An 18,644-nucleotide genomic window follows, 5' to 3' on the forward strand; every position below is an offset into this window, starting at 1 on the left:
ATCACTGCCCACGATCAGATGAAATCTGTGCCCACCATCCCGCGAAACACGCAGCGATGGACACCGCCGAATAACGGCACACAGCAACACCCAAAATATGGAGGCACTGATGCCGAAGCTTACCTACACGCAAACCATTATCCTCACACGTGCCGCATCCCGCCCTGGCAATTTGGCAATGCCACTGCCCAAGGGGCTGGCAGGTGCTGCGGCCAAGATGACCGTGAGCAAAATGATTGAGCGCGGCTGGCTTGAGGAGGTCGATGCCAATCTCCGGCGTCATGAACCGCTCTGGCGTGAGACCGGCGATGGTCATGGCACGACCTTGATTGCAACTGAGGCCGGACTTGATGCCATCGGCATTGCCCCGATTGTCGCGAGCACTGTCAGTAATATCCGCAAGGCTCGACCGGCGGCTAAATCTACAGAAGTGTCCGCAGACGCAAGCGCAGGCCCCAAGCTGGTCTCTATCTGGCAAGGTACCAAGCAGGCCCTGTTGATCGAAATGCTGCAACGCCCGGAAGGTGCCTCCATCACTGAGATCGTCAAAGAACTCGACTGGCAGCCCCATACAGCCAGAGGTGCAATTTCTGGCGCGCTCAAAAAGAAGCTGGGCCTGCCAATCACGTCTGAGAAACACCCCGAGCGCGGCACTGTTTACAAATTGGACGCGGCCTGATCCGCAAACTTAGCCTCAGCGTGCCAACAGCCGGCGAAGGGCGTAGCTGCGCAGGAGCGAGATCCCGGTGAACACACAGCCAATGGCAAGGTTCTCGCTAAGCCTGACTTGCAGCCCAAACCATGGGAACATCACGATCTGAGTGATGATGGCCAGCGCATAGCCCACCGCGACATTGGTGATCGCCTCGATCAGCGATTGGCGTCGCGACTGCATCACGCCGCCAGCCGCTTGGACTTGAGGCTTGAGAAACTCTCCCTGCTGTCAGTCAGAACTGCCTCCTCGCCCGTGAAGGCTTGCCAGCGCTCGATAGCGACATCGACATAAACCGGGTTCAGCTCGACGCCATAGCAAATACGCCCGGTGGTCTCAGCTGCGATCAGCGTGGTGCCCGATCCCATGAAGGGCTCATAGACTGCTTGGCCGGGGCTCGAGTTATTTAAGATCGGGCGGCGCATGCATTCGACCGGTTTTTGTGTGCCGTGTACGGTCTCGGCATCCTGGTCCTTGTTGGCGATCTGCCAGAGCGTGGTTTGTTTGCGATCGCCGGCCCAGTGGCCTTTGCCCTTGGCGCGCACCGCATACCAGCAGGGCTCATGCTGCCAGTGGTAATCGCCACGGCTCAGTACCAGCCTGTCCTTTGCCCAGATGATCTGGGAACGGATGGCGAAGCCCGCGGCGATCAGGCTGTCGGCTACAGTCGCCGCATGCAGCGCGCCATGCCAGATATAGGCGACGTCGCCGGGGAAGAGCGACCATGCCTCGCGCCAGTCAGCGCGGTCGTCATTCAGCACCTTACCGGTTCGCTTCGTCTTTGCAGCTCCTGCTTGATTGCGCCAGGACGGGTCGTATTCCACGCCATAGGGTGGGTCAGTTACCATCAGTAGCGGCTTTACGGTACCGAGCAACCGTCCAACCACATCGGCGCTGGTGCTATCCCCGCAAATCAGTCGATGGGGTCCAAGCTGCCAAAGATCACCCGCCACAGACACTGGCGTGACTGGTGGCTCAGGAATATCATCCTCACCGTCAACGGAGCTATCTTCGCCCAGTGTTCCTGGATCCTGTAGAAGGGCATCCAAATCCTCATCCGAGAAGCCCAGCAGATCGAGGTCAAAGTCTTCCGCCAAGAGCCCTGCGATCTCGTCGCGCAGCATCGCCTCATCCCATTCGCCGAGCTCGGTCAGCTTGTTATCGGCGATGCGGTAGGCGCGCCGTTCCGCTTCATCGAGATGACCAAGCCGGATGACAGGGGCTTCAGTCAGGCCCAGCGCGCCCGCTGCCAGCACGCGCCCGTGGCCGGCGATCAGCTCGCCATCGTCTGCCACTAGGCAGGGCACCGTCCAGCCGAACTTCGCCATACTGGCTGCAATCTTCGCAACTTGGGCATCGCCATGGATCTTCGCGTTTTTAGCGTAAGGACGCAGCTTCTCGAGCGGCCAGAGCTCAATCTGGCGCGGCGCAAAAACAAGATCCATGGGGTAGTGGGCTCAATAGATGAGGGCGACGCATATTGGAACGCACCCTAAAATAGGGGCGTGTCAGCGATCGCGATGTCAAGAAAACAGAAGCGCCTGCAAGGGTTATCCTCCGGGCGCAATTCTTCGATTATTAAGGGGTACGTCAAGGGGGCTAGAACTGTCAACGGGAAATGTGAATCAGAGTTACATTTTGGCGCGAATGGTTTCCAGCTGGATTCCGTGGATCCAAAACTGGCTTGGGTGGATTCTTGACTAAAATACTAAAATCCACCTTTGGCATCTGTGTGGACCACGTAAGCTATTGTTATTGTGATGTATTTCTTCATCTGCGATCTTGGGTGGCTTCAAAGTGGATTCCCCGGTGAAAATCCAAGTCGCTAGAAAACTTGCGCGCTGAGCCCCCCCGTATACGTAAATGCTCGGGGAGGAACCATGGGAGGGGGGATACCCCTTCTGGACCTTAGTGCAGATCGCGGCGAATGACCTAAAAGAGCCCAACCCGGCCATCGACTTTTCTCGCTGCGTGTGCTCGCAGCGCAAGAATTTCCGCAGTTGCATAGAAGATAGCGCTACTAAGCAGCGGACAAGCCGTTCATTCGTGACCCACAAAGCGAAAAGTTCTGACCCAACCTACAAGTTGCGGGATTATCGCTGACCTTGCCCGTCAAATTTTAAATGATGGCCAGCAAGTGGCGGCGCGCACTTTGATGCTGATTGAGCTCTGCGAGAAGTCATTGCGTCAGCACACCAACAGCAGTTGCGATAGAGTTGGCCTTTTGCACCCTTTCATAAGCGGTTAGGCGATTTCATCCGCGCGGATGCCAGCTTTGTTGGCGGCCTCTGAAACTACAGAGCGCAGCCATTGGTGCCCAAATTCCTTGGTGCGGGTCTTGTGCCACACTTGAAAGATCTTCCGCAAAGGGGCCTCAAAAGGCAACTCAGAGATTTGCAGACCAAACGCTTGCTGGGCATGTGGCGCCAGGATGCGCGGCATCGTGTAGATAAGGTCGGTTTGCGCGGTTGCGCTAAGGGCTGCGGAATAGTGCGGGACACGCAGCTGAATATTCCGTCGAATGCCCTTCTTTGCGAGGGCTTCGTCAATCCGGCCATATTCGGCATCCAGAGTCGTGAACATGATGTGACCAAATCGGGTGTACTGTTCCAAGCTCACTTTGAGGCCGAAGCTTGGATGTGAAGTACGGGCTGCACAGACGAAATCACTGGCACCTAGCAACTCACGGTCGAACCGTGAAGGTGTGTCGAAATCCTGAATGATCGTCATGTCTATGGTCCCGGCATCAAGGTCGGAATAGGCATCGCTCAGGCTCTTGTTGATCTCAAGCGTGTGCAGGAACCGTAGAGATACGTTTGGGGCCTGGTCAGATGCCGCAGCTATCAAACCGGGCACCAGAAGTGTCGAGAACAAATCGTTCATGCCAAGCCGATAGGTGGCCTGCAAGTTTGCTGGATCGTTTACTTCCTTCACCATCAGAGCATCTTCAAGCATTTTAAGGCTGGCTTCGATGGCAGGAGCCAGCTCGCGGCAACGCTCGGTTGGTTGCATCCCGTCTGCCGCGCGAACAAACAGGTCATCGTTCATCAGATCTCGCAGTCGGCGAAGGGCGTGGCTCACGGCGGGTTGGCTCAATCCAACGGCATCGGCCGCTTTGGTGACGCTACGCTCTCGCGCCAGCGCCGAAAAGACTTTCAGAAGGTTTAAATCGATACTACGAATATTCATCTGGCGCATGATTGCAATATCAAACATTCATTTGGATGATGCAAGTTTCCTCTCTAGGGTCTCGGCATTCGTACTCGAACAGGGAGACTATGAATGTCGTTCAAATCCATGCTGCTGGCCTCTGCGCTAGCACTATCCACCGCGCTGCCAGCCTATGCCGATCGGGCAAACGACACGTTGGTCGCAGCATTTAACAAAGAAGTGCAAACGCTCGACGGTCTATACTCGACGTCGCGCGAGAACCTTATCCTTTCGTATCTGACATCTGACCAGCTGGTTGAGATCAACCTCGAGACTGGGGAGTACGAAGGGGCCTTGGCCGAAAGCTATACCTGGGTCGACGATCGCACCATCGACTTTACCCTCCGCGAGGGGCTGACTTTCCATGATGGCGCGCCCGTGACGGTCGAAGACATTGTCTATTCCTTCGACTGGATCGCAGACAAAGATTCCAAGACGCGACGTGGTGCATTCATTCGCGGTTGGTTTGAAAGTGCTGTCGCCACGGATGATCGCACGGTCCGTATCACAGCAAAGAACCCGTATCCGCTGATGCTGCGCGATATCGCTGTTTTTGTCCTGACCCGCAAGGCTGGCAGCTATGCAGACGGCAACCCCGATGCTCTGACGCAGAATTTCAATGGAACTGGTCCTTACAAGGTGGCCAGCTTCGACATGGGTGCAGGCGTCACGCTTGAGCGTTTTGACGGCTACTACAGTGGCGGACCAAAGGCAGCAGGATCGATTGAGAATATCGTTGTGCGTCCGATCCCCGATTGGGGCACTGTAACAGCAGAGCTGCTGTCTGGCGGCGTGAATTGGTCGTTCAATGTACCTGACGACACAGCGAAGGATCTGGGCAACCTGCCGATGGTGGATCACACAACCGGCGTTTCGACCCGTGTGTCTTTCTTTGTGCTGGATGCGGCTGGCGTGTCCGACCCCGAAGGTCCGCTGACCAACAAATTGGTGCGGCAGGCGCTGAACCACGCGGTGAACCGCGAAGAGATCGTGGAATTCCTTGTCGGCGGCTCGGGCCAGGTGATCCACTCCACTTGCAACCTGGGTATGTTCGGCTGCGACGTCGATGTGACTGAATACGACTACGATCCCGAACGCGCCAAGGCCTTGCTGGCCGAAGCGGGCTATCCAGATGGGTTCGAGTTCGAGCTGACTACCTATCGCGAACGTCCAATTATGGAAGCGGTGGCCGCTGATCTGGCTGAAGTGGGCGTGACCGCCAAAATCAACCACGTCAAGTTGTCGGCATTGTCCAAGTCGCGGGCGGAGGGCCAGCTTGAAGCCTTCCAGAACGCTTGGGGCTTCTATGCCACGCCGGATGTGGGGGCGATCTCGAACTACTATCTTGAGGGGTCGAACCGCAACTTGAATCACGATGCTGAGGTTCAGGGCTGGTTCAAGGCGGCACTGGAGACCGTGGATCAAGACGAACGCGCGGCGCTCTACGAAAAGGCTCTTAAGAAGGTTGCGGATGAGGCTTATCTTCTGCCGATCTTCCAGTATTCGCAGAACTACGTGCACAGCGTGGATGTGACCTTCGACGCGCCGCTGGACGGTCTGCCGCGTCTCAACGAGATGAGCTGGAAGTAAGCCCGCTCTAATGATCGGGCGCGCGCGAGCCGCGCCCGATCCACTCTGCCTGCCACAGGAGCCCGTCCCATGCTGAAATTCATTCTCAAACGCTTGGCCCTTGGTCTGGCGGTCGCCTTCACCGTGTCGCTTGCCACCTTCCTGATGCTCAACCTTGCTGCTGATCCGGCAGCCATGGTCGCAGGCGAAGACGCCACGCAAGAGGCCATCGAACAGATCCGTGTCCAATACGGTTTTGATCGACCGCTGTACGTTCGGTTCTTCGAATGGATGGGCCAGCTGGTTACCGGTGATTTCGGTGACAGCTACTATTGGAAACAACCGGTGTTCGACCTGCTGATCGACCGGGCCCCCGTGACGCTGACCCTTGCCGCAGGCGCGCTGACAGTGACCATCGTGCTTGGCTTGACGCTGGGTGTGCTTGCTGCGCTGAAGCCGAACGGTTGGCTTGATCGCTTCGCACTCAGCTTTGGCACTGCGGCGCAGGCAGTTCCAAATTTTTGGTTTGGTCTGATCCTGATCATTCTGCTCGGGGTAACCTTCCCGATCTTCCCGGTTTCGGGCGACAGCACTTGGATGCATTTCGTGCTGCCCTGTTTCGTGCTTGGAACTTCGGCCGTGCCGCAAGTGCTGCGCCTGACGCGAACAGGTATGATCGAGGTGCTGGGATCGGACTACATCCGCACCGCACGGGCGAAAGGCTTCCGGCCGCGCCAGATCCTGTTTCGCCATGCGCTGCGCAACGCGCTTTTGCCCATCGTCAGCGTGATCACCATCCAGATCGGTTACAAGCTGGGTGGTTCGGTCATCACCGAAAGCGTCTTTGCGCTCAACGGTCTGGGACGACTGGCTTATGAGTCGATCCTTGGGGCCGACATCCCGACTGTGCAAATGCTCGTCTTTTTCTTCGCCCTCGTCTTCATCATCCTATCGATCCTAGGCGACATACTGAACGCGTGGCTTGATCCGCGCATGCGCGTGGAGTGAAGCCAATGCAGACGACCGCCAACGCAGTGGCCGCCATGGCCGACGACATCATCGACCTGACGCCGAAAGAGCGGATGATCCGCAAGGCTAAATCCCATCTCGGGTTTCAGTTCGGGGCCTTCATCGTCATCTCCTTCGCGCTGATCGCGATTTTCGCACCGCTCTTTGCGCCGCATGACCCCTATGTTCAGGATCTCGCCAAGCGGCTTTTGCCGCCGGTCTGGGCCGAGGGCGGTTCATGGGGCCACATTCTGGGCACGGACCATCTGGGCCGAGACTATCTGAGCCGACTGATTTATGGCGCGCGGGTGTCCATGGGTGTGGGCTTTGGCGCGGCAACATTGGGATGCATCATTGGTGTCACCATCGGCCTTGTCGCGGGCTACTTGGGCGGGCGCGTCGATCAGGCGGCCTCGTTCCTGTTGACCTGCCAACTGGCGCTGCCGTCACTGCTGCTCGCTATGGCTCTGGTGTTTTTCGTGGGCTCTTCGGTTACGACTCTGATCGTGGTTCTGGGCGTGTTGCATTGGCAATACTACATGGTTGTCACACGCACATTGACCCGGCAGATCCGCTCGCTCGAATATGTATCAGCCGCGCGGTCCATTGGCTCCAATGACCGGCAGGTGCTGTTCTATGAAATCCTGCCGAACCTGTTCAACCAGATCATCGTCGTGTTTTCGCTTGAGATGGCCGTAGTCATCATCCATGAGGCCTCGCTGTCCTTCCTTGGCGTGGGCGTCCAACCCCCGACCGCGTCCTGGGGCCTGATGATCGCCGAGGCCAAGACCATGATGTATTTCAAACCCTACCTTGTCGTGATCCCTGGCGCTGCGCTCTTCTTGTTGGTCCTCGCCGTGAACCTGCTGGGCGACGGCATTCGCGACATTACCGCCCCTGAAAGCCGGAACTGAGGAGACAGACCATGACAGCCCTGCTGGAAGTTAAGGACATGTCGGTCACGCTCAAGCTGGCCGAAGGCGAAATGACCGCGGTTCAGGACGTGTCCTTTACGGTGGATCGAGGCGAAACACTGGGGATCGTTGGCGAAAGTGGATCAGGAAAGTCGGTCTCGTCTATGGCGATCATGGGGCTCTTGCCACGAGGCACTCGAACAAACGCCACCACGCTGCGTTTGGGCGATGTCGACCTGCTAAGCGCGTCCGAAGACGAGATGGCGCGACTGCGGGGCAACAAGATCGCGATGATCTTTCAAGAGCCGATGACTTCACTGAACCCAGTCTACACGATCGGGCGGCAAATGACCGAACTGATGCAACTCCACAAGGGGGTGTCAGGGGCGCAAGCCCGCGCCCGGGCCGTGGACCTTCTGGAGAAGGTAGGGATCACTGCCGCGGAGAGCCGATTGTCGCAATATCCGCACCAATTGTCGGGCGGGCTGCGCCAGCGTGTGATGATCGCGATGATGTTGATGAACGACCCCGAGTTGATCATCGCGGATGAGCCAACAACGGCGCTGGATGTCACTATTCAGGCGCAAATCTTGAACTTGCTCAAAGACCTGCAAAAAGAACTTAACATCGCGCTGATCATTATCAGCCATGACATGGGCGTTGTGGCGCGTGTGTCTGACAAGATCGCGGTGATGTACGCGGGACAGGTGATTGAAACCGGGCCAGTGTCGGATGTACTGCGCGCGCCGGTGCATCCCTATACCCAAGGCCTGCTCGAAAGCATCCCCGTACCCGGCCAGATCGAACCGGGCGGCGCGCTGGGATCGATCCCCGGTTTGGTGCCCTCGCTCAAGACACGGTTCAAAGGCTGCCGTTTTGCCAATCGCTGCCTGCGCGTGCACGACGCTTGTCATCAGGGGCCGGTTGTTCTGCAGGATGCAGGCAGCGGGCAAGCGTATCGCTGCGTTCTGACGTCCGCGCAGTTGCGCGACGGTACCTCCAGCATTGCGGCCCGCGAGGCTGGCGATGGAAGCTATGGCAAGGGCATCAATATGGACGCGCCGCCGGTGTTGCAGGCTGTAGAGGCTGGCTGCACCTTCCACGTCAAGCAAGGGATGTTTTCTGCCGCCAGACCGCTGCGTGCGGTGGACGAAATCTCGCTCGATATACGCAAGGGCGAAGTCGTCGCCGTAGTCGGGGAATCCGGCTGCGGCAAGTCCACGCTGGCGCGGATGCTGCTGGGACTGCAAGAACCCACGGCAGGCAAGATCATGCTAGGTGGGCAGGACATCGCGGGGCTGTCTGACATGGAACGCTCCCGCAAGCTTCAATCGATCTTTCAGGATCCCTATTCCTCGCTGAACCCGCGCCGCACCATTGGGGAAATCATCCGCCGCCCCTTGCATCTGCATGGTGTCGGCAGCCTGGCGGAACAACGCGCCAGGGTCGACACGATTATGGAACGCGTAGGGCTGCCGCGCAGCTTCTATCACAACTATCCCAACCAGCTTTCAGGCGGTCAGCGCCAGCGCGTGGCGATTGCTCGTGCCCTGATCCTCAATCCTGAAATCGTGGTGTGTGACGAACCCACCTCTGCGCTGGATGTGTCGGTTCAGGCGCAAATCCTGAACTTGCTTCTGGAATTGCGCGCTGAGATGGGCCTGACCTATCTGCTTATCACTCATGACATGGCGGTGGTCGAACATATCGCGACTCGCGTCGTGGTGATGTATTTGGGCCGTGTCGTTGAAGTGGCGGACACGCATACGCTGTTCTCCAACCCACGCCACCCCTACACGAAAGCACTGCTGAAATCCGTGCTGACCCCTGAGCCAGGTGCTGGCGTGCCAAGCGTCGATCTGGGCACAGCCTATCCCAACCCGATCAACCCGCCCTCAGGCTGCACCTTCCACCCGCGCTGTGAATTTGCCTCAGACATCTGCAAGGCAAAAGCGCCCGTGTTGGAAAGCCTCTCAACGACACATCAGAGCGCATGTCACATGCTTGAAAGGGAAATGACATGAGACCGCTATCTGCACCTGTGATCGAGACAAGGGTTGATCCGGTCAAACTGACGGCGGACCTTGTGCAGTGTCAAACGGTGACGCCTGCTGAAGGTGGCGCGTTGCAATTGCTGGATAGATTACTCAGCGCGCATGGCTTTGAGTGCCACCGTGTTGACCGGAAGGGCATTCCCAACCTCGTGGCGATTTGGGGAGATGGCCGCAATGGGCAGACCTTTGGCTATAGCGGGCATACCGATGTGGTTCCGATCGGGGACCGCGATGATTGGTCTTGTGATCCATTTGGTGCCGAAATTCGCGATGGCATGCTCTACGGGCGCGGTGCAACTGATATGAAATCAAGCGTCGCCGCCTTTTGCGGGGCTGCCATCGAGTTTGTAGCCAACACACCTCCCGACGGACGGTTGATTTTGGCGATCACCGGAGCCGAGGAAACTGGCTCGCCCGATGGCACCCGGGCGATTGTGGACTGGATGGAAGCCAGGGGCCTACAGGCCGACCACTTCCTTGTGGGGGAGCCCACGAGCGTCAAGACAATTGGCGACGCCATCAAGATTGGCCGGCGCGGCGCAGTGACCGTCTACCTGACTGTGACCGGTGTGCAGGGCCATACAGGCTATCCGGAAAAAGCGGTGAACCCTTTGCCCGCTTTGGTCGATCTTTTGCATGTCTTCGAGGGCAGCACCCTGGATGAAGGAAGTCAGAACTTTGCTCCGTCCACACTGGCCATCACCACCGTCGATACGGGTAACCCTGCGCGCAACATCATTCCCGGGGCTTGCAAGGCGACGGTTAATATCCGTTTCAATGACAACTGGACGTCGGACATGATCCTCGATTGGGTGGCGGAGCGCGTTGCACGGGTTGCCGATGAGCACGGCGTTACGATCACGAGTGACCACCATGTGTCGGGCGAGTGTTTCTTTTCTCCGCCGGGTAAATTTTCCGAAATGGTCCAGAGGGCGGTGCAGGCAGAAACTGGTCGCGCCGCACAACTGACAACCACGGGGGGCATCTCGGACGCGCGTCACCTTGTATCCCATTGCCCGGTCGTGGAAGCTGGTTTGACCGGAGAGACTATGCATATGGTCGATGAGCGTGTGTCGGTCGCGGAAATCAACACACTCAAGTCGATTTATACCCGCATCCTGCATGAATACTTCAACGGAGGCGCATCATGACCACATTGGCCCTGACCGGAGACAGTATTCTGCAACGCCGTCTCCTCAGCACCACAGATGCAGAAATCAAACCCCTGTTCGATCTGATCCGGGGTTGTGACGCGGCGTTCACCAACCTTGAAGTCTTGCCCAATGACTTTCACGGCGATCCAGCCTTTGACAGCGGCGGCTCACATTTCGGCGCGCCGTCCTGGGTGCTGGATGAGTTGACCGAGGCTGGCTTTGGTATGTTCTCAACGGCCACCAACCATACGCTCGACTATTCCATTTCCGGTCTAGAATACGCGCTTGATCAGCTCGACGGGCGCGGGCTCTGCCATGCTGGTGCTGGCAGGCATCTCGAAGAGGCCCGCCGCACCGCCTATTTTACCACCCCCAAAGCGACAATTGGCATGGTGGCCTGCGGGTCAACCTTCACAAAAGGACAAGAAGCAGCGCGCCAGACCCATGCGATGCAGGGCCGTCCCGGCCTCAATCCGCTTTGGCCCGATAGCACATATGAAGTGACACCTGATCAAATGGCCGTAGTTCAGCAGATGGCCGAGGGCCTGGGGCTGGAAAAATTTCGCCAGTTTCGCATTGGCACAGGCTTTGCCTTCGAAGCGCCTGACGGGATATTCCCGTTCAACGGTATGAACTTTCGAGTTGGTGAGCGCACTCGACACGTCCGCCATCCCAATCCGAAAGACCTTGCTGCGATCATCCGTTGGGTAGAAGAAACGAAACTGGCATCTGACATCGCCATGGTCAGCATTCACGCTCATGAACACGCCAATGAAAAAGATGAGCCTGCCGATTTCATCGTCGAGTTTGCCCATGCCGTAATTGACGCTGGTGCAGATATTGTCGTCGGACACGGCCCACATCTTTTGCGCGGGATGGAACTCTACAAGGGCAAGCCTATCTTTTATAGCCTCGGCAATTTCATCGGACAGAACGAAATGGTTCGCCAGCTTCCAGGCGAGTCATATGATCGTTTTCGCGCCGATGACCAGCTGACGCCGACCAAACTTTACAAGCAGCGCACGAAGGATGATCAAAAGGGCTTCCCGTCGGACGTTCGCTATTGGCAAACAGTTGTGCCGATCTGCCGCTTCGAGGGCGATACTCTTGAAGAGATCACGATCCACCCGGTTTCGCTGGGACTGGGTGAAAAGCGCCATCGTCGGGGGCGACCGCGGCTTGCAAGCGGACAAGAGGCCGACAAAATTCTGAAAGCCTACGCGATGCTCTCTGAGAGGTATCAGACGCGCATGACCATCCAAGAAGACGTTGCCAAAGCTTTGATCTGACAAGGATATGCGTTGATTTCGGCTCCGCCAGCTCAGCTGGCTTAGTAACCTGCGCTGCACCGCAGCGGTGTAGACACCGTTTGAGCAACGAATGCTGTATAAGCAAAGCGTCGAGACCCAATGACCGATGTGTCCGCACTGTTATGGTTTATGCTTGGCGCAGCGAACGACCGCCGTGCGCCCACTGCAACAGTCACCCGCGGTTCCAAGGATTCGCCTTCGGAAGTCCTACCACAATCTCAATGTCTCGCAGCATTCCCCCAACTTGGAGCCCGTCTCGCACCCAGCGCAGCGCCATTCGCCATGCTAAATAGTCGCGCCGTGCAGCTTCTATCTGCTGCGGATAGGGCGAGAACGTCACGGGGCAGGCCCTGACCTCAACCGTCCGCCACTTCCCCCGCGACAGCACTCTCTCGGCGCCAACCACCACGGTCGTCGCATGATCCCCATGCCGATTGCGCTTCATCTCCAAGGGGACACAGCGCGGCACCGCCCCTGGCATCCAGTCCGGCGTTAGCCCAGCGCGTGCGAGCTCTGCAACACGAATGGCCATACGCTTGCCGCCTAAGCTATCTGGCATTCCGGAAACAGTCGCAGCAATGACCTCGGCATCCTCGTGAGTGTAGTCGCCGAGCTTGTAGCGTCCACCGTCAATTTTGCAGCCCAGCGCCGCCCGCTGCATGAGCACGTATTCGAGGCCGAACCCATAGCCATGCTCACGCTCTGGATCAGGCGGTTCGGGCAGCTCCAGCTGTGCGCATTCGGTACGGAAGGCCCATTCCAGCGCCTGCTGCACGGTCATCACGCGCTTTGGGCGTCCGTGACGTGATTGAGGGCCGCCGTTGCGAGGTGAGGGTAAGGTGCGCCGGTGCAATTTGCGATCAAACTGGCTCATAGCACCCCTCTCACCTGAAGCTGTTTTTCGGTAACCAGCCCACGTTCGAGCATGGCTTGGCACATGGTTTTGCTGATCATGCTGGGTGGGAGGTAGCCGTCGCTCTTAACCCGTTCAGCATAGAAGCTTGCGAGCTCATCGATGCTGGGCGCAAGCCCTGAAGCTGCCTTTACCCGCTGCGCTTTGCCTTTCTGGCCTTTTGTGACATCCGAAGCCGCTTTGAGCTGCGCCTTGCGCTGGCAAGTGCGCTGCATGAGGCGGTCCAGCGCCTTGGGGCCATCCGGCGGCTCAGGGTGGTCGTGCCGGGAGTTTTCAGCAGTTTCGAGGATTTCCGCCTCGGTCAGCCCGAGGTCAGTCTGCCAGCGCCGAACATGCTCTCGAGGTGGCCAGCCTTGCCACCAGCCGGGGAGAGAGCCGTCGAGGTCAAAGCCCAGCGCTGCCAACAGCGATCCGAAAAACTCTTCATCGACGATTTCGCGCGCTTGCGCGTCCTCCTCCTCCTTTACTGGTTTACTTACTGGTTCTCTTACAAGGTTACTGTCCGGATTTCGGACACGGGAATCGGCATTTTCCGGACACGGGTCGGGGTCAAAATCGGACACGGCTCCGTGTGTGGATTTCGGACACAGGTGCGGGTTATCCACAGAGTTATCCTCAGAAATGGCTGTGATTTCCGAATCCTCAGCTTCGCCTGTGTAGGTCGCATCGAAGCCGTGTCCGGTTTTCGGACCCGGGACCGCGCGATCTTGGGTAAAGCCCGCCTCGAAGGCCAAGATGTAGCGGGTCGGCATCTGTCGCTTGGTGCCTGGATTCAGCCGCTGTACGCGGCGGATCAGCCCAGCACTCTCGAGCAGCGTCAGGTGGTCATTCAGCGTTGATCGGCTGATCTCGCAATCATGGGCGAGCTGCTCCTGGGATGGAAAACAGCCGAAGTCCGGGTTGAACCGGTCGCAGAGATGCCAAAGCACGATTTTGGTGGTGGGCTTGAGCCCGCGCTGTTGGATCGCCCAGTTTGTGGCAGCATGGCTCATGGTGCGACCCTCCCAGATGGAGAGGCGATGCGCGTCGTAAATCCATGATCCGCCAAGGCGCTTAGAGCGTCATCAAGCGATCGTACCAGCGCCCAGCCGAACCCCTGGGCCAGCACGGTGTCCCTGAACGCCTCCTGCGCTGGGCTCAGCCGCCCCTTGAGGGATTTCAGCTCGAGGAACAGCACGCGGCCACCGCAGAGGACGATCAGGTCGGCAAAGCCGGTATGGACGCCCATGCCTACCAAGATCGCCTGGCGCTTAGCCCCGCGCGGGCCTGCCTCTGTCACCTCGTTGGCGCTGTGATGAATGATCGAGCCCTTGGGGAGGGCAAAGCGCAGCGCGGTTACGACAGCGCGCTGCAGATCTGCCTCGGGTGTTCCGCGTCGCTTCATGAGCGGCCCTCCCGATCTGGCGCAGGCAGCCGCCCTGGTGTTTTGGCATCGAGTACGACAAGAAGGATGCGGGCATCCTCGCGCTCTTCGGGGGTTACACCATGCTGGACCAACACATTACAGGCGAGGCGAACGAGATAGTCGGAATGGTGAACCATATCGGCGACCACCATGCGCGCTTCGCGCCGGCGCTCCTCAATCCACTCCTGTCGGACACGGTCCCGGGCGCTGGGCTTGCGAAAGGGAAGGGGGAGGCTCATCGGCGTGACCCCGCACGACGCGGTGCAGGGGCTTCCTGCAGCATCAGCCATTCCTGCACGGCATCTCGGCGATAATAGATCTTGCGACCGGCACGCACGCAGGGCGGGCCGAAGCGGATCTTCTCCCAGCGGTGCAGGGTTTCAACGGTGACCCCGAGCTCAAGGGCGAGGTCGAGGCGGCTGATCCAACCGCTCATCAGGCGCTGAGGGCTACTGGATCGCGGGGCAGTTCCAATGTCTGGCATCTGGGTTCTCCTGAGTTTGGCCCGACGCGGGCAGGGTTCAGGGCTTCAGAAGCGCAGACGGAAAAGGGTGGCGGGAAGGCGGAGACCGGCGGTGATGCGCCAAATGGCTGCCGGTTATTGATATCATTGAGGTTTTACGGTTTTGGCGCCGGTCGAGTTTGCGGCACAGGACGGCGCAGAACCTTCGCGAATTGACCGATGGAGAGTCGCAGCGACTCAAAACTGGCCAATTTACAAGTTTTCGCAGTGTTTCAGCGGGTTTGACGGGCGCTCAAAGATATTCGCCCAACCGGCAAGGGGTCCGGCCCCTTGCCGGTCATTGATTTTAAACGGAATTTACAAAATCTGGCCTTGTTCCGGGAGCGAGAAGCCCTCTGGCGCGCGCTTTAGGCCGCGAAACATACTCCGCTGGCGGGCAGATTCGCCCAGCGCGATGAACGCCGTCCGGTATTTTCTGCCATGTTTTCAATGACCGGCAGGGTTTTGGCGCATCACCGCCGGTCACCGCCTATATGCCGCCCAGAACCTCATGCTTCGCTTGATAAGCTTGCGCATCTACGCCTGTGTCATGCGCACCAAGGAGGTATGAACATGGTCAACCGGTTGCGATTAAATGATAAAACGGTGCGCGAGCAGATCCCGGAAGAGGATCGGGCGTATCAAGTTTTCGATACCGAGATACGGGGGCTGTCCATTCGTGTGATGCCCTCGGGCGAGCGGTCCTTCGTGATGGATTACCGCTTTGCCGGACGGCAGCGCCGCATGGCGATCGGGCGTTGGCCTGAGTGGAGCGTCACTGCGGCCCGGGAGCGGGCCCGTGAACTGCGCCGCCTGATTGACGAGGGCACAGATCCGATGGAGGAGCGCGATACGCTACGGGAGGCGCCTCGCTTCAACGACATGATCGAGCGGTATTTGATCGAGCATGCCTCAACGCTGACGCCTTTGAGCGCGGCCGATCATAAATCCTTCCTGACCAAGCTCGTCGCACCGCATTGGGGCAACAAGCTGGTGACCGAGATCACTCCACATGATGTGACAAAGCTTTTGAACCTGATTGCAGAGGGCAGGGCGCGGCCATCGAAGGCGAAGCCCAACAATCGTGCGCGCAAGCTGCAGGGGCGCAAGCCCACGCCCGTCCGCGCCAACCGCGTCGGCGAAGTGCTGCGCAAAATGTTCAACCTTGCCATCCAGTGGGGCTGGCGCACGGACAATCCGGCCGCTGGCTTCAAGAAACGTGTCGAGACAGCGCGCGAACGGTTCCTCTCCCATGAAGAAATCGGCCGATTGGCCGAAGTGCTGGATGCGGCCGAGGATCAACGCGCCGCCGGCATTATACGCATCTGCATGCTGACTGGGGCGCGGGTGGGCGAGGTGCGCCAGGCGCAGTTCGAGCAATTCAATCTGGAGCTGGGGATTTGGTCGAAGCCCGCGGCGACCACCAAGCAGCGCAAGATCCACCGGGTGCCGATCTCGGCGGATGTCGCGGCGATCGTGCGCCAGCGGGCGCTTGTGGTACCCAAGGGCAACCCGTGGCTTTTCCCGGGCGATGTGCCGGGACAGCCCGTCAAGGAAATCCGCCGGTTTTGGGTGAAGGTGCAGCGCGAGGCAGACCTACCGGATGTACGCATTCATGATCTGCGCCATACATTCGCCTCGCTCTTGGTCAGCGGGGGCGCATCTTTGGAAATGATCGGGAAGTTGCTGGGTCACAGTCAAATGCAGACGACCCTGCGCTATGCGCATTTGATGGACTCGCCCCTGCGCGCGGGTGTCGACGCGGTGGCCGGCATGTTCCGGCCACGGCCGAAGATTGTGCATGATGCGGATGCCGAGCAAGCCGCCAAGCGGGCCTGAAATCGGAGCCGCTTACTTCTCGCCGCGGAGCGCGCGCCAGAAGGGCCGCAGGCGCCGCCGAATGGTGCTCTCGTCGGGGATTTCTCCGTTCTCGGCCGCATCAGCGAACCAGTCTTGAAGATCGCCGATCAGTTCTGCCTGGGTTTCGGGGATGCCATGTTCGTGGACGCGCTTCAGAAGCGCCACATACATGCCCTCCCAGTCATAGGGCGAGAGCGCGCCCGTGCCGCCGCCGATGCGGCGCAGCAGGTCATATTCGTCTTCGAACCTCAGCACGTCCTGACCGGTGATCAAAAGGTCCGCAATGGATACTTCGACCCCATCCGCGGGTTCGGTCACATAGCACCACTCGTCGGAATGCTCGGGCTTGATCCGCTGTAGCTTGATGACCGTGGGGCCGGTGCCCGCGCGGCGAAAGAGGGGCAGCATATCCATCGGCGAGATCGTAATCTTACCTGAGACCTTCTCGTCGCCGAAGATTGCGAGAGAAATCCCTGTCACGATGTCCAGCTTGCCCTCGGTGGCCCAGCCGCCAATGTCGGCAATGGTGCAGCCCCATCGGGACGCGGTTTCATGCAGGGTGAAGAATGCTCTTTGAGGTAATGCCATGCGGGCTCCAGTTCTGATGTCGAGGTAAGACAGCGGACGGCCTCGCGCGTGGCAGAAGCCGCCCAATCGGCAGCGAGGCAGAAACTCCAGGGTGCAGGCCGCATGAAGCTAAACCCCCGCACTCACGCTCATGCGGCGACTGCCAAATTCTCCAATCGATCGGCATCCTTAGGACGAATCGTCCTCTCTTGGGTTATAACCCAGGCACTACGTCAAGAACTGTCGGGGATAGGCGCCATGTCGTTCCAAAAGGCACAAGACCTGTTGAAGCTCGCTGGCATGTCTGCCAGCCGGCACGGTGGCATCACGGTAAAGGAGGTCGCCGAAGCGTTCAGCGTGAACGAGCGGACCGCCCAGCGGATGATTGCTGCCTTGAAAGATGTCTTCCCAAGTATCTCCCACCAGACGGACAACGAGCGGCGGCGACGGTGGAAGCTGCGCGACACCAGCATGCTCGGTATGCAAGGGCTCTACCGCCGCGAACTCGTCGCGCTCGAGGCCAGCATCACGCGGGCTGAGCGGGAGGGTGCGGATATGGAGGTGGATGCGCTTCGGTCCCTGCGGGACCGCTTGGTGGCAACCTTGCCGTCAACGCAGGCCCGAAGCATGGAGGTGGATGCGGAGGCGATCCTCGAGGCCAAAGGCTATGCCTGCCGCCCAGGCCCAAAGGTCAAAACCTCTCCGGCTGTGCTTAACGTCGTTTCGGCCGCCCTCAGAGGGCCGTTCCGGCTCATCATCCGATACCAGGGTGCGCAGGATGCCAAGCCGCGCAAGCGCGTGATCGAGCCCTATGGGATCCTGCTCGGCACGCGGCATTACTTGATTGCGCGTGATACGGCCAAGGATCACAATCTCCGCCGCTTTCGCATGGATCGCATCGAAAAAGCCGAGATCACCAACGACTGGTTCGAAAAGGACAGGGAGTTCGATCTTGAGGCTTACGCGGCGCGGTCATTCGGCTCGTTTCACTCAGACGACGAGTTCAACCGGGTCGTGTGGCGGTTCAGCCCGGCCGCCGCGCCGACGGCCCGGGAGTTTGAGTTTCACCCCAAGCAGGAAATGACCGAGCTGGAGGATGGCGGGCTACTGGTCAGCTTTGAGGCTAGCGGGCTGGTTGAGATGGCCTGGCATCTCGCGAAATGGGGTGCAGAGGTCGAGGTGGTTGAGCCGCTAGCGTTGCGTGAGATGGTGGCAGGATACCGAAATGTGCCGATCCAAGTGTTGCCGTGAACTGCAGGACGAGTGCGAGCGCCGCGCTTGCGCCGCTTCGGCGGGAATTGGAAGTTCTCGAAAAATTGCTAAAGTAACAGTGAAAGAGTGCTTTTATCAATCAACTGCCTTGCGAATGGTCGATGCGACTTTGAGAATGGAGTTGATTTTATAACCCCATCCCAACCAATTGAAAAACACTAGAAAGGATTGATGATTTGGACATCAGGACATTC

18 protein-coding genes are annotated in these 18,644 nt (G+C 58.7%); 9 read left to right on the forward strand and 9 right to left on the reverse strand.

The window, feature by feature from the left end:
• The first annotated feature begins 109 nt into the window (after window positions 1–109).
• On the forward strand, window positions 110–679 hold the full coding sequence (locus AC4GMC_RS11420) for a DUF3489 domain-containing protein (RefSeq protein WP_487876601.1): 570 nt from the start codon (window positions 110–112) through the stop codon (window positions 677–679).
• A 15-nt stretch (window positions 680–694) separates the two neighbouring features.
• Here the strand turns inward: AC4GMC_RS11420 and AC4GMC_RS11425 are convergent, their stop codons facing one another.
• From AC4GMC_RS11425 to AC4GMC_RS11435, 3 genes are all read right to left on the reverse strand, one after another.
• A complete protein-coding gene (locus tag AC4GMC_RS11425) occupies window positions 695–895 on the reverse strand; it encodes a DUF7220 family protein (RefSeq protein ID WP_487876602.1) in 201 nt (66 codons plus the stop codon).
• Complete coding sequence (locus tag AC4GMC_RS11430; protein WP_487876603.1) at window positions 895–2,157, reverse strand: site-specific DNA-methyltransferase; 1,263 nt, start codon at window positions 2,155–2,157, stop codon at window positions 895–897. The genes AC4GMC_RS11425 and AC4GMC_RS11430 overlap by 1 nt, the downstream gene beginning before the upstream one ends.
• A gap of 799 nt (window positions 2,158–2,956) precedes the next feature.
• Window positions 2,957–3,928, reverse strand: a complete 972-nt coding sequence (locus AC4GMC_RS11435) for a LysR family transcriptional regulator (protein WP_487876604.1) — start codon at window positions 3,926–3,928, stop codon at window positions 2,957–2,959.
• 66 nt (window positions 3,929–3,994) lie between these two features.
• Here AC4GMC_RS11435 and AC4GMC_RS11440 point away from each other — a divergent pair, with 66 nt between their 5' ends.
• From AC4GMC_RS11440 to AC4GMC_RS11465, 6 genes are all read left to right on the forward strand, one after another.
• Window positions 3,995–5,512 (forward strand): ABC transporter substrate-binding protein, encoded by a 1,518-nt coding sequence (locus AC4GMC_RS11440; RefSeq protein WP_487876605.1) that lies wholly within the window; start codon window positions 3,995–3,997, stop codon window positions 5,510–5,512.
• Between the two features lie 69 nt (window positions 5,513–5,581).
• Entirely contained in the window at window positions 5,582–6,499 is a 918-nt protein-coding gene (locus AC4GMC_RS11445; protein WP_487876606.1) for an ABC transporter permease, read from the forward strand.
• A gap of 5 nt (window positions 6,500–6,504) precedes the next feature.
• Window positions 6,505–7,413 (forward strand): ABC transporter permease, encoded by a 909-nt coding sequence (locus AC4GMC_RS11450; RefSeq protein ID WP_487876607.1) that lies wholly within the window; start codon window positions 6,505–6,507, stop codon window positions 7,411–7,413.
• Window positions 7,414–7,424: 11 nt separating this feature from the next.
• On the forward strand, window positions 7,425–9,437 hold the full coding sequence (locus AC4GMC_RS11455; RefSeq protein WP_487876608.1) for an ABC transporter ATP-binding protein: 2,013 nt from the start codon (window positions 7,425–7,427) through the stop codon (window positions 9,435–9,437).
• A complete protein-coding gene (gene dapE / locus AC4GMC_RS11460; RefSeq protein WP_487876609.1) occupies window positions 9,434–10,618 on the forward strand; it encodes a succinyl-diaminopimelate desuccinylase in 1,185 nt (394 codons plus the stop codon). The genes AC4GMC_RS11455 and dapE overlap by 4 nt, the downstream gene beginning before the upstream one ends.
• A complete protein-coding gene (locus AC4GMC_RS11465) occupies window positions 10,615–11,910 on the forward strand; it encodes a CapA family protein (protein ID WP_487876610.1) in 1,296 nt (431 codons plus the stop codon). Before dapE ends, AC4GMC_RS11465 begins: the two co-directional genes overlap by 4 nt.
• A gap of 193 nt (window positions 11,911–12,103) precedes the next feature.
• Here AC4GMC_RS11465 and AC4GMC_RS11470 read toward each other — a convergent pair whose 3' ends face one another.
• From AC4GMC_RS11470 to AC4GMC_RS11490, 5 genes are read right to left on the reverse strand one after another with little or no spacing between them, the layout of a single operon-like run.
• The gene (locus AC4GMC_RS11470) at window positions 12,104–12,805 is read right to left on the reverse strand and encodes a hypothetical protein (protein WP_487876611.1); all 702 of its coding nucleotides are present in this window, start codon (window positions 12,803–12,805) and stop codon (window positions 12,104–12,106) included.
• The gene (locus AC4GMC_RS11475) at window positions 12,802–13,836 is read right to left on the reverse strand and encodes a helix-turn-helix domain-containing protein (RefSeq protein ID WP_487876612.1); all 1,035 of its coding nucleotides are present in this window, start codon (window positions 13,834–13,836) and stop codon (window positions 12,802–12,804) included. Before AC4GMC_RS11475 ends, AC4GMC_RS11470 begins: the two co-directional genes overlap by 4 nt.
• Window positions 13,833–14,228, reverse strand: coding sequence for a VRR-NUC domain-containing protein (locus AC4GMC_RS11480; protein WP_087210229.1), 396 nt, complete (start codon window positions 14,226–14,228; stop codon window positions 13,833–13,835). Before AC4GMC_RS11480 ends, AC4GMC_RS11475 begins: the two co-directional genes overlap by 4 nt.
• A complete protein-coding gene (locus AC4GMC_RS11485; RefSeq protein WP_487876613.1) occupies window positions 14,225–14,488 on the reverse strand; it encodes a hypothetical protein in 264 nt (87 codons plus the stop codon). Before AC4GMC_RS11485 ends, AC4GMC_RS11480 begins: the two co-directional genes overlap by 4 nt.
• On the reverse strand, window positions 14,485–14,733 hold the full coding sequence (locus AC4GMC_RS11490) for a MerR family transcriptional regulator (RefSeq protein ID WP_087210223.1): 249 nt from the start codon (window positions 14,731–14,733) through the stop codon (window positions 14,485–14,487). Before AC4GMC_RS11490 ends, AC4GMC_RS11485 begins: the two co-directional genes overlap by 4 nt.
• Window positions 14,734–15,324: 591 nt before the next feature.
• Here AC4GMC_RS11490 and AC4GMC_RS11495 point away from each other — a divergent pair.
• Complete coding sequence (locus AC4GMC_RS11495; RefSeq protein ID WP_487876614.1) at window positions 15,325–16,590, forward strand: tyrosine-type recombinase/integrase; 1,266 nt, start codon at window positions 15,325–15,327, stop codon at window positions 16,588–16,590.
• A 12-nt stretch (window positions 16,591–16,602) separates the two neighbouring features.
• On the opposite strand, the gene AC4GMC_RS11500 is transcribed toward AC4GMC_RS11495, so the two are convergent.
• Window positions 16,603–17,199: a hypothetical protein gene (locus AC4GMC_RS11500; RefSeq protein WP_487876615.1), complete on the reverse strand. Its 597-nt coding sequence runs from the start codon at window positions 17,197–17,199 to the stop codon at window positions 16,603–16,605.
• Window positions 17,200–17,436: 237 nt separating this feature from the next.
• On the opposite strand from AC4GMC_RS11500, the gene AC4GMC_RS11505 reads away from it, so the two are divergent.
• Entirely contained in the window at window positions 17,437–18,429 is a 993-nt protein-coding gene (locus AC4GMC_RS11505) for a helix-turn-helix transcriptional regulator (protein ID WP_487879434.1), read from the forward strand.
• The last annotated feature ends 215 nt before the right edge of the window (window positions 18,430–18,644 follow it).

It is taken from the genome of Thalassobacter sp. (assembly GCF_982993085.1).

Excerpts from the sequence above, each read along its gene's own strand:
- AC4GMC_RS11420 (WP_487876601.1), top strand. The coding sequence starts at position 110 with ATGCCGAAGCTTACCTACACGCAAACCATTATCCTCACACGTGCCGCA.
- AC4GMC_RS11475 (WP_487876612.1), bottom strand. The coding sequence starts at position 13,836 with ATGAGCCATGCTGCCACAAACTGGGCGATCCAACAGCGCGGGCTCAAG.
- AC4GMC_RS11440 (WP_487876605.1), top strand. The coding sequence starts at position 3,995 with ATGTCGTTCAAATCCATGCTGCTGGCCTCTGCGCTAGCACTATCCACC.
- AC4GMC_RS11480 (WP_087210229.1), bottom strand. The coding sequence starts at position 14,228 with ATGAAGCGACGCGGAACACCCGAGGCAGATCTGCAGCGCGCTGTCGTA.
- AC4GMC_RS11470 (WP_487876611.1), bottom strand. The coding sequence starts at position 12,805 with ATGAGCCAGTTTGATCGCAAATTGCACCGGCGCACCTTACCCTCACCT.
- dapE (WP_487876609.1), top strand. The coding sequence starts at position 9,434 with ATGAGACCGCTATCTGCACCTGTGATCGAGACAAGGGTTGATCCGGTC.
- AC4GMC_RS11445 (WP_487876606.1), top strand. The coding sequence starts at position 5,582 with ATGCTGAAATTCATTCTCAAACGCTTGGCCCTTGGTCTGGCGGTCGCC.
- AC4GMC_RS11490 (WP_087210223.1), bottom strand. The coding sequence starts at position 14,733 with ATGCCAGACATTGGAACTGCCCCGCGATCCAGTAGCCCTCAGCGCCTG.
- AC4GMC_RS11430 (WP_487876603.1), bottom strand. The coding sequence starts at position 2,157 with ATGGATCTTGTTTTTGCGCCGCGCCAGATTGAGCTCTGGCCGCTCGAG.
- AC4GMC_RS11505 (WP_487879434.1), top strand. The coding sequence starts at position 17,437 with ATGTCGTTCCAAAAGGCACAAGACCTGTTGAAGCTCGCTGGCATGTCT.
- AC4GMC_RS11435 (WP_487876604.1), bottom strand. The coding sequence starts at position 3,928 with ATGTTTGATATTGCAATCATGCGCCAGATGAATATTCGTAGTATCGAT.
- AC4GMC_RS11500 (WP_487876615.1), bottom strand. The coding sequence starts at position 17,199 with ATGGCATTACCTCAAAGAGCATTCTTCACCCTGCATGAAACCGCGTCC.
- AC4GMC_RS11450 (WP_487876607.1), top strand. The coding sequence starts at position 6,505 with ATGCAGACGACCGCCAACGCAGTGGCCGCCATGGCCGACGACATCATC.
- AC4GMC_RS11465 (WP_487876610.1), top strand. The coding sequence starts at position 10,615 with ATGACCACATTGGCCCTGACCGGAGACAGTATTCTGCAACGCCGTCTC.
- AC4GMC_RS11485 (WP_487876613.1), bottom strand. The coding sequence starts at position 14,488 with ATGAGCCTCCCCCTTCCCTTTCGCAAGCCCAGCGCCCGGGACCGTGTC.
- AC4GMC_RS11495 (WP_487876614.1), top strand. The coding sequence starts at position 15,325 with ATGGTCAACCGGTTGCGATTAAATGATAAAACGGTGCGCGAGCAGATC.
- AC4GMC_RS11425 (WP_487876602.1), bottom strand. The coding sequence starts at position 895 with ATGCAGTCGCGACGCCAATCGCTGATCGAGGCGATCACCAATGTCGCG.
- AC4GMC_RS11455 (WP_487876608.1), top strand. The coding sequence starts at position 7,425 with ATGACAGCCCTGCTGGAAGTTAAGGACATGTCGGTCACGCTCAAGCTG.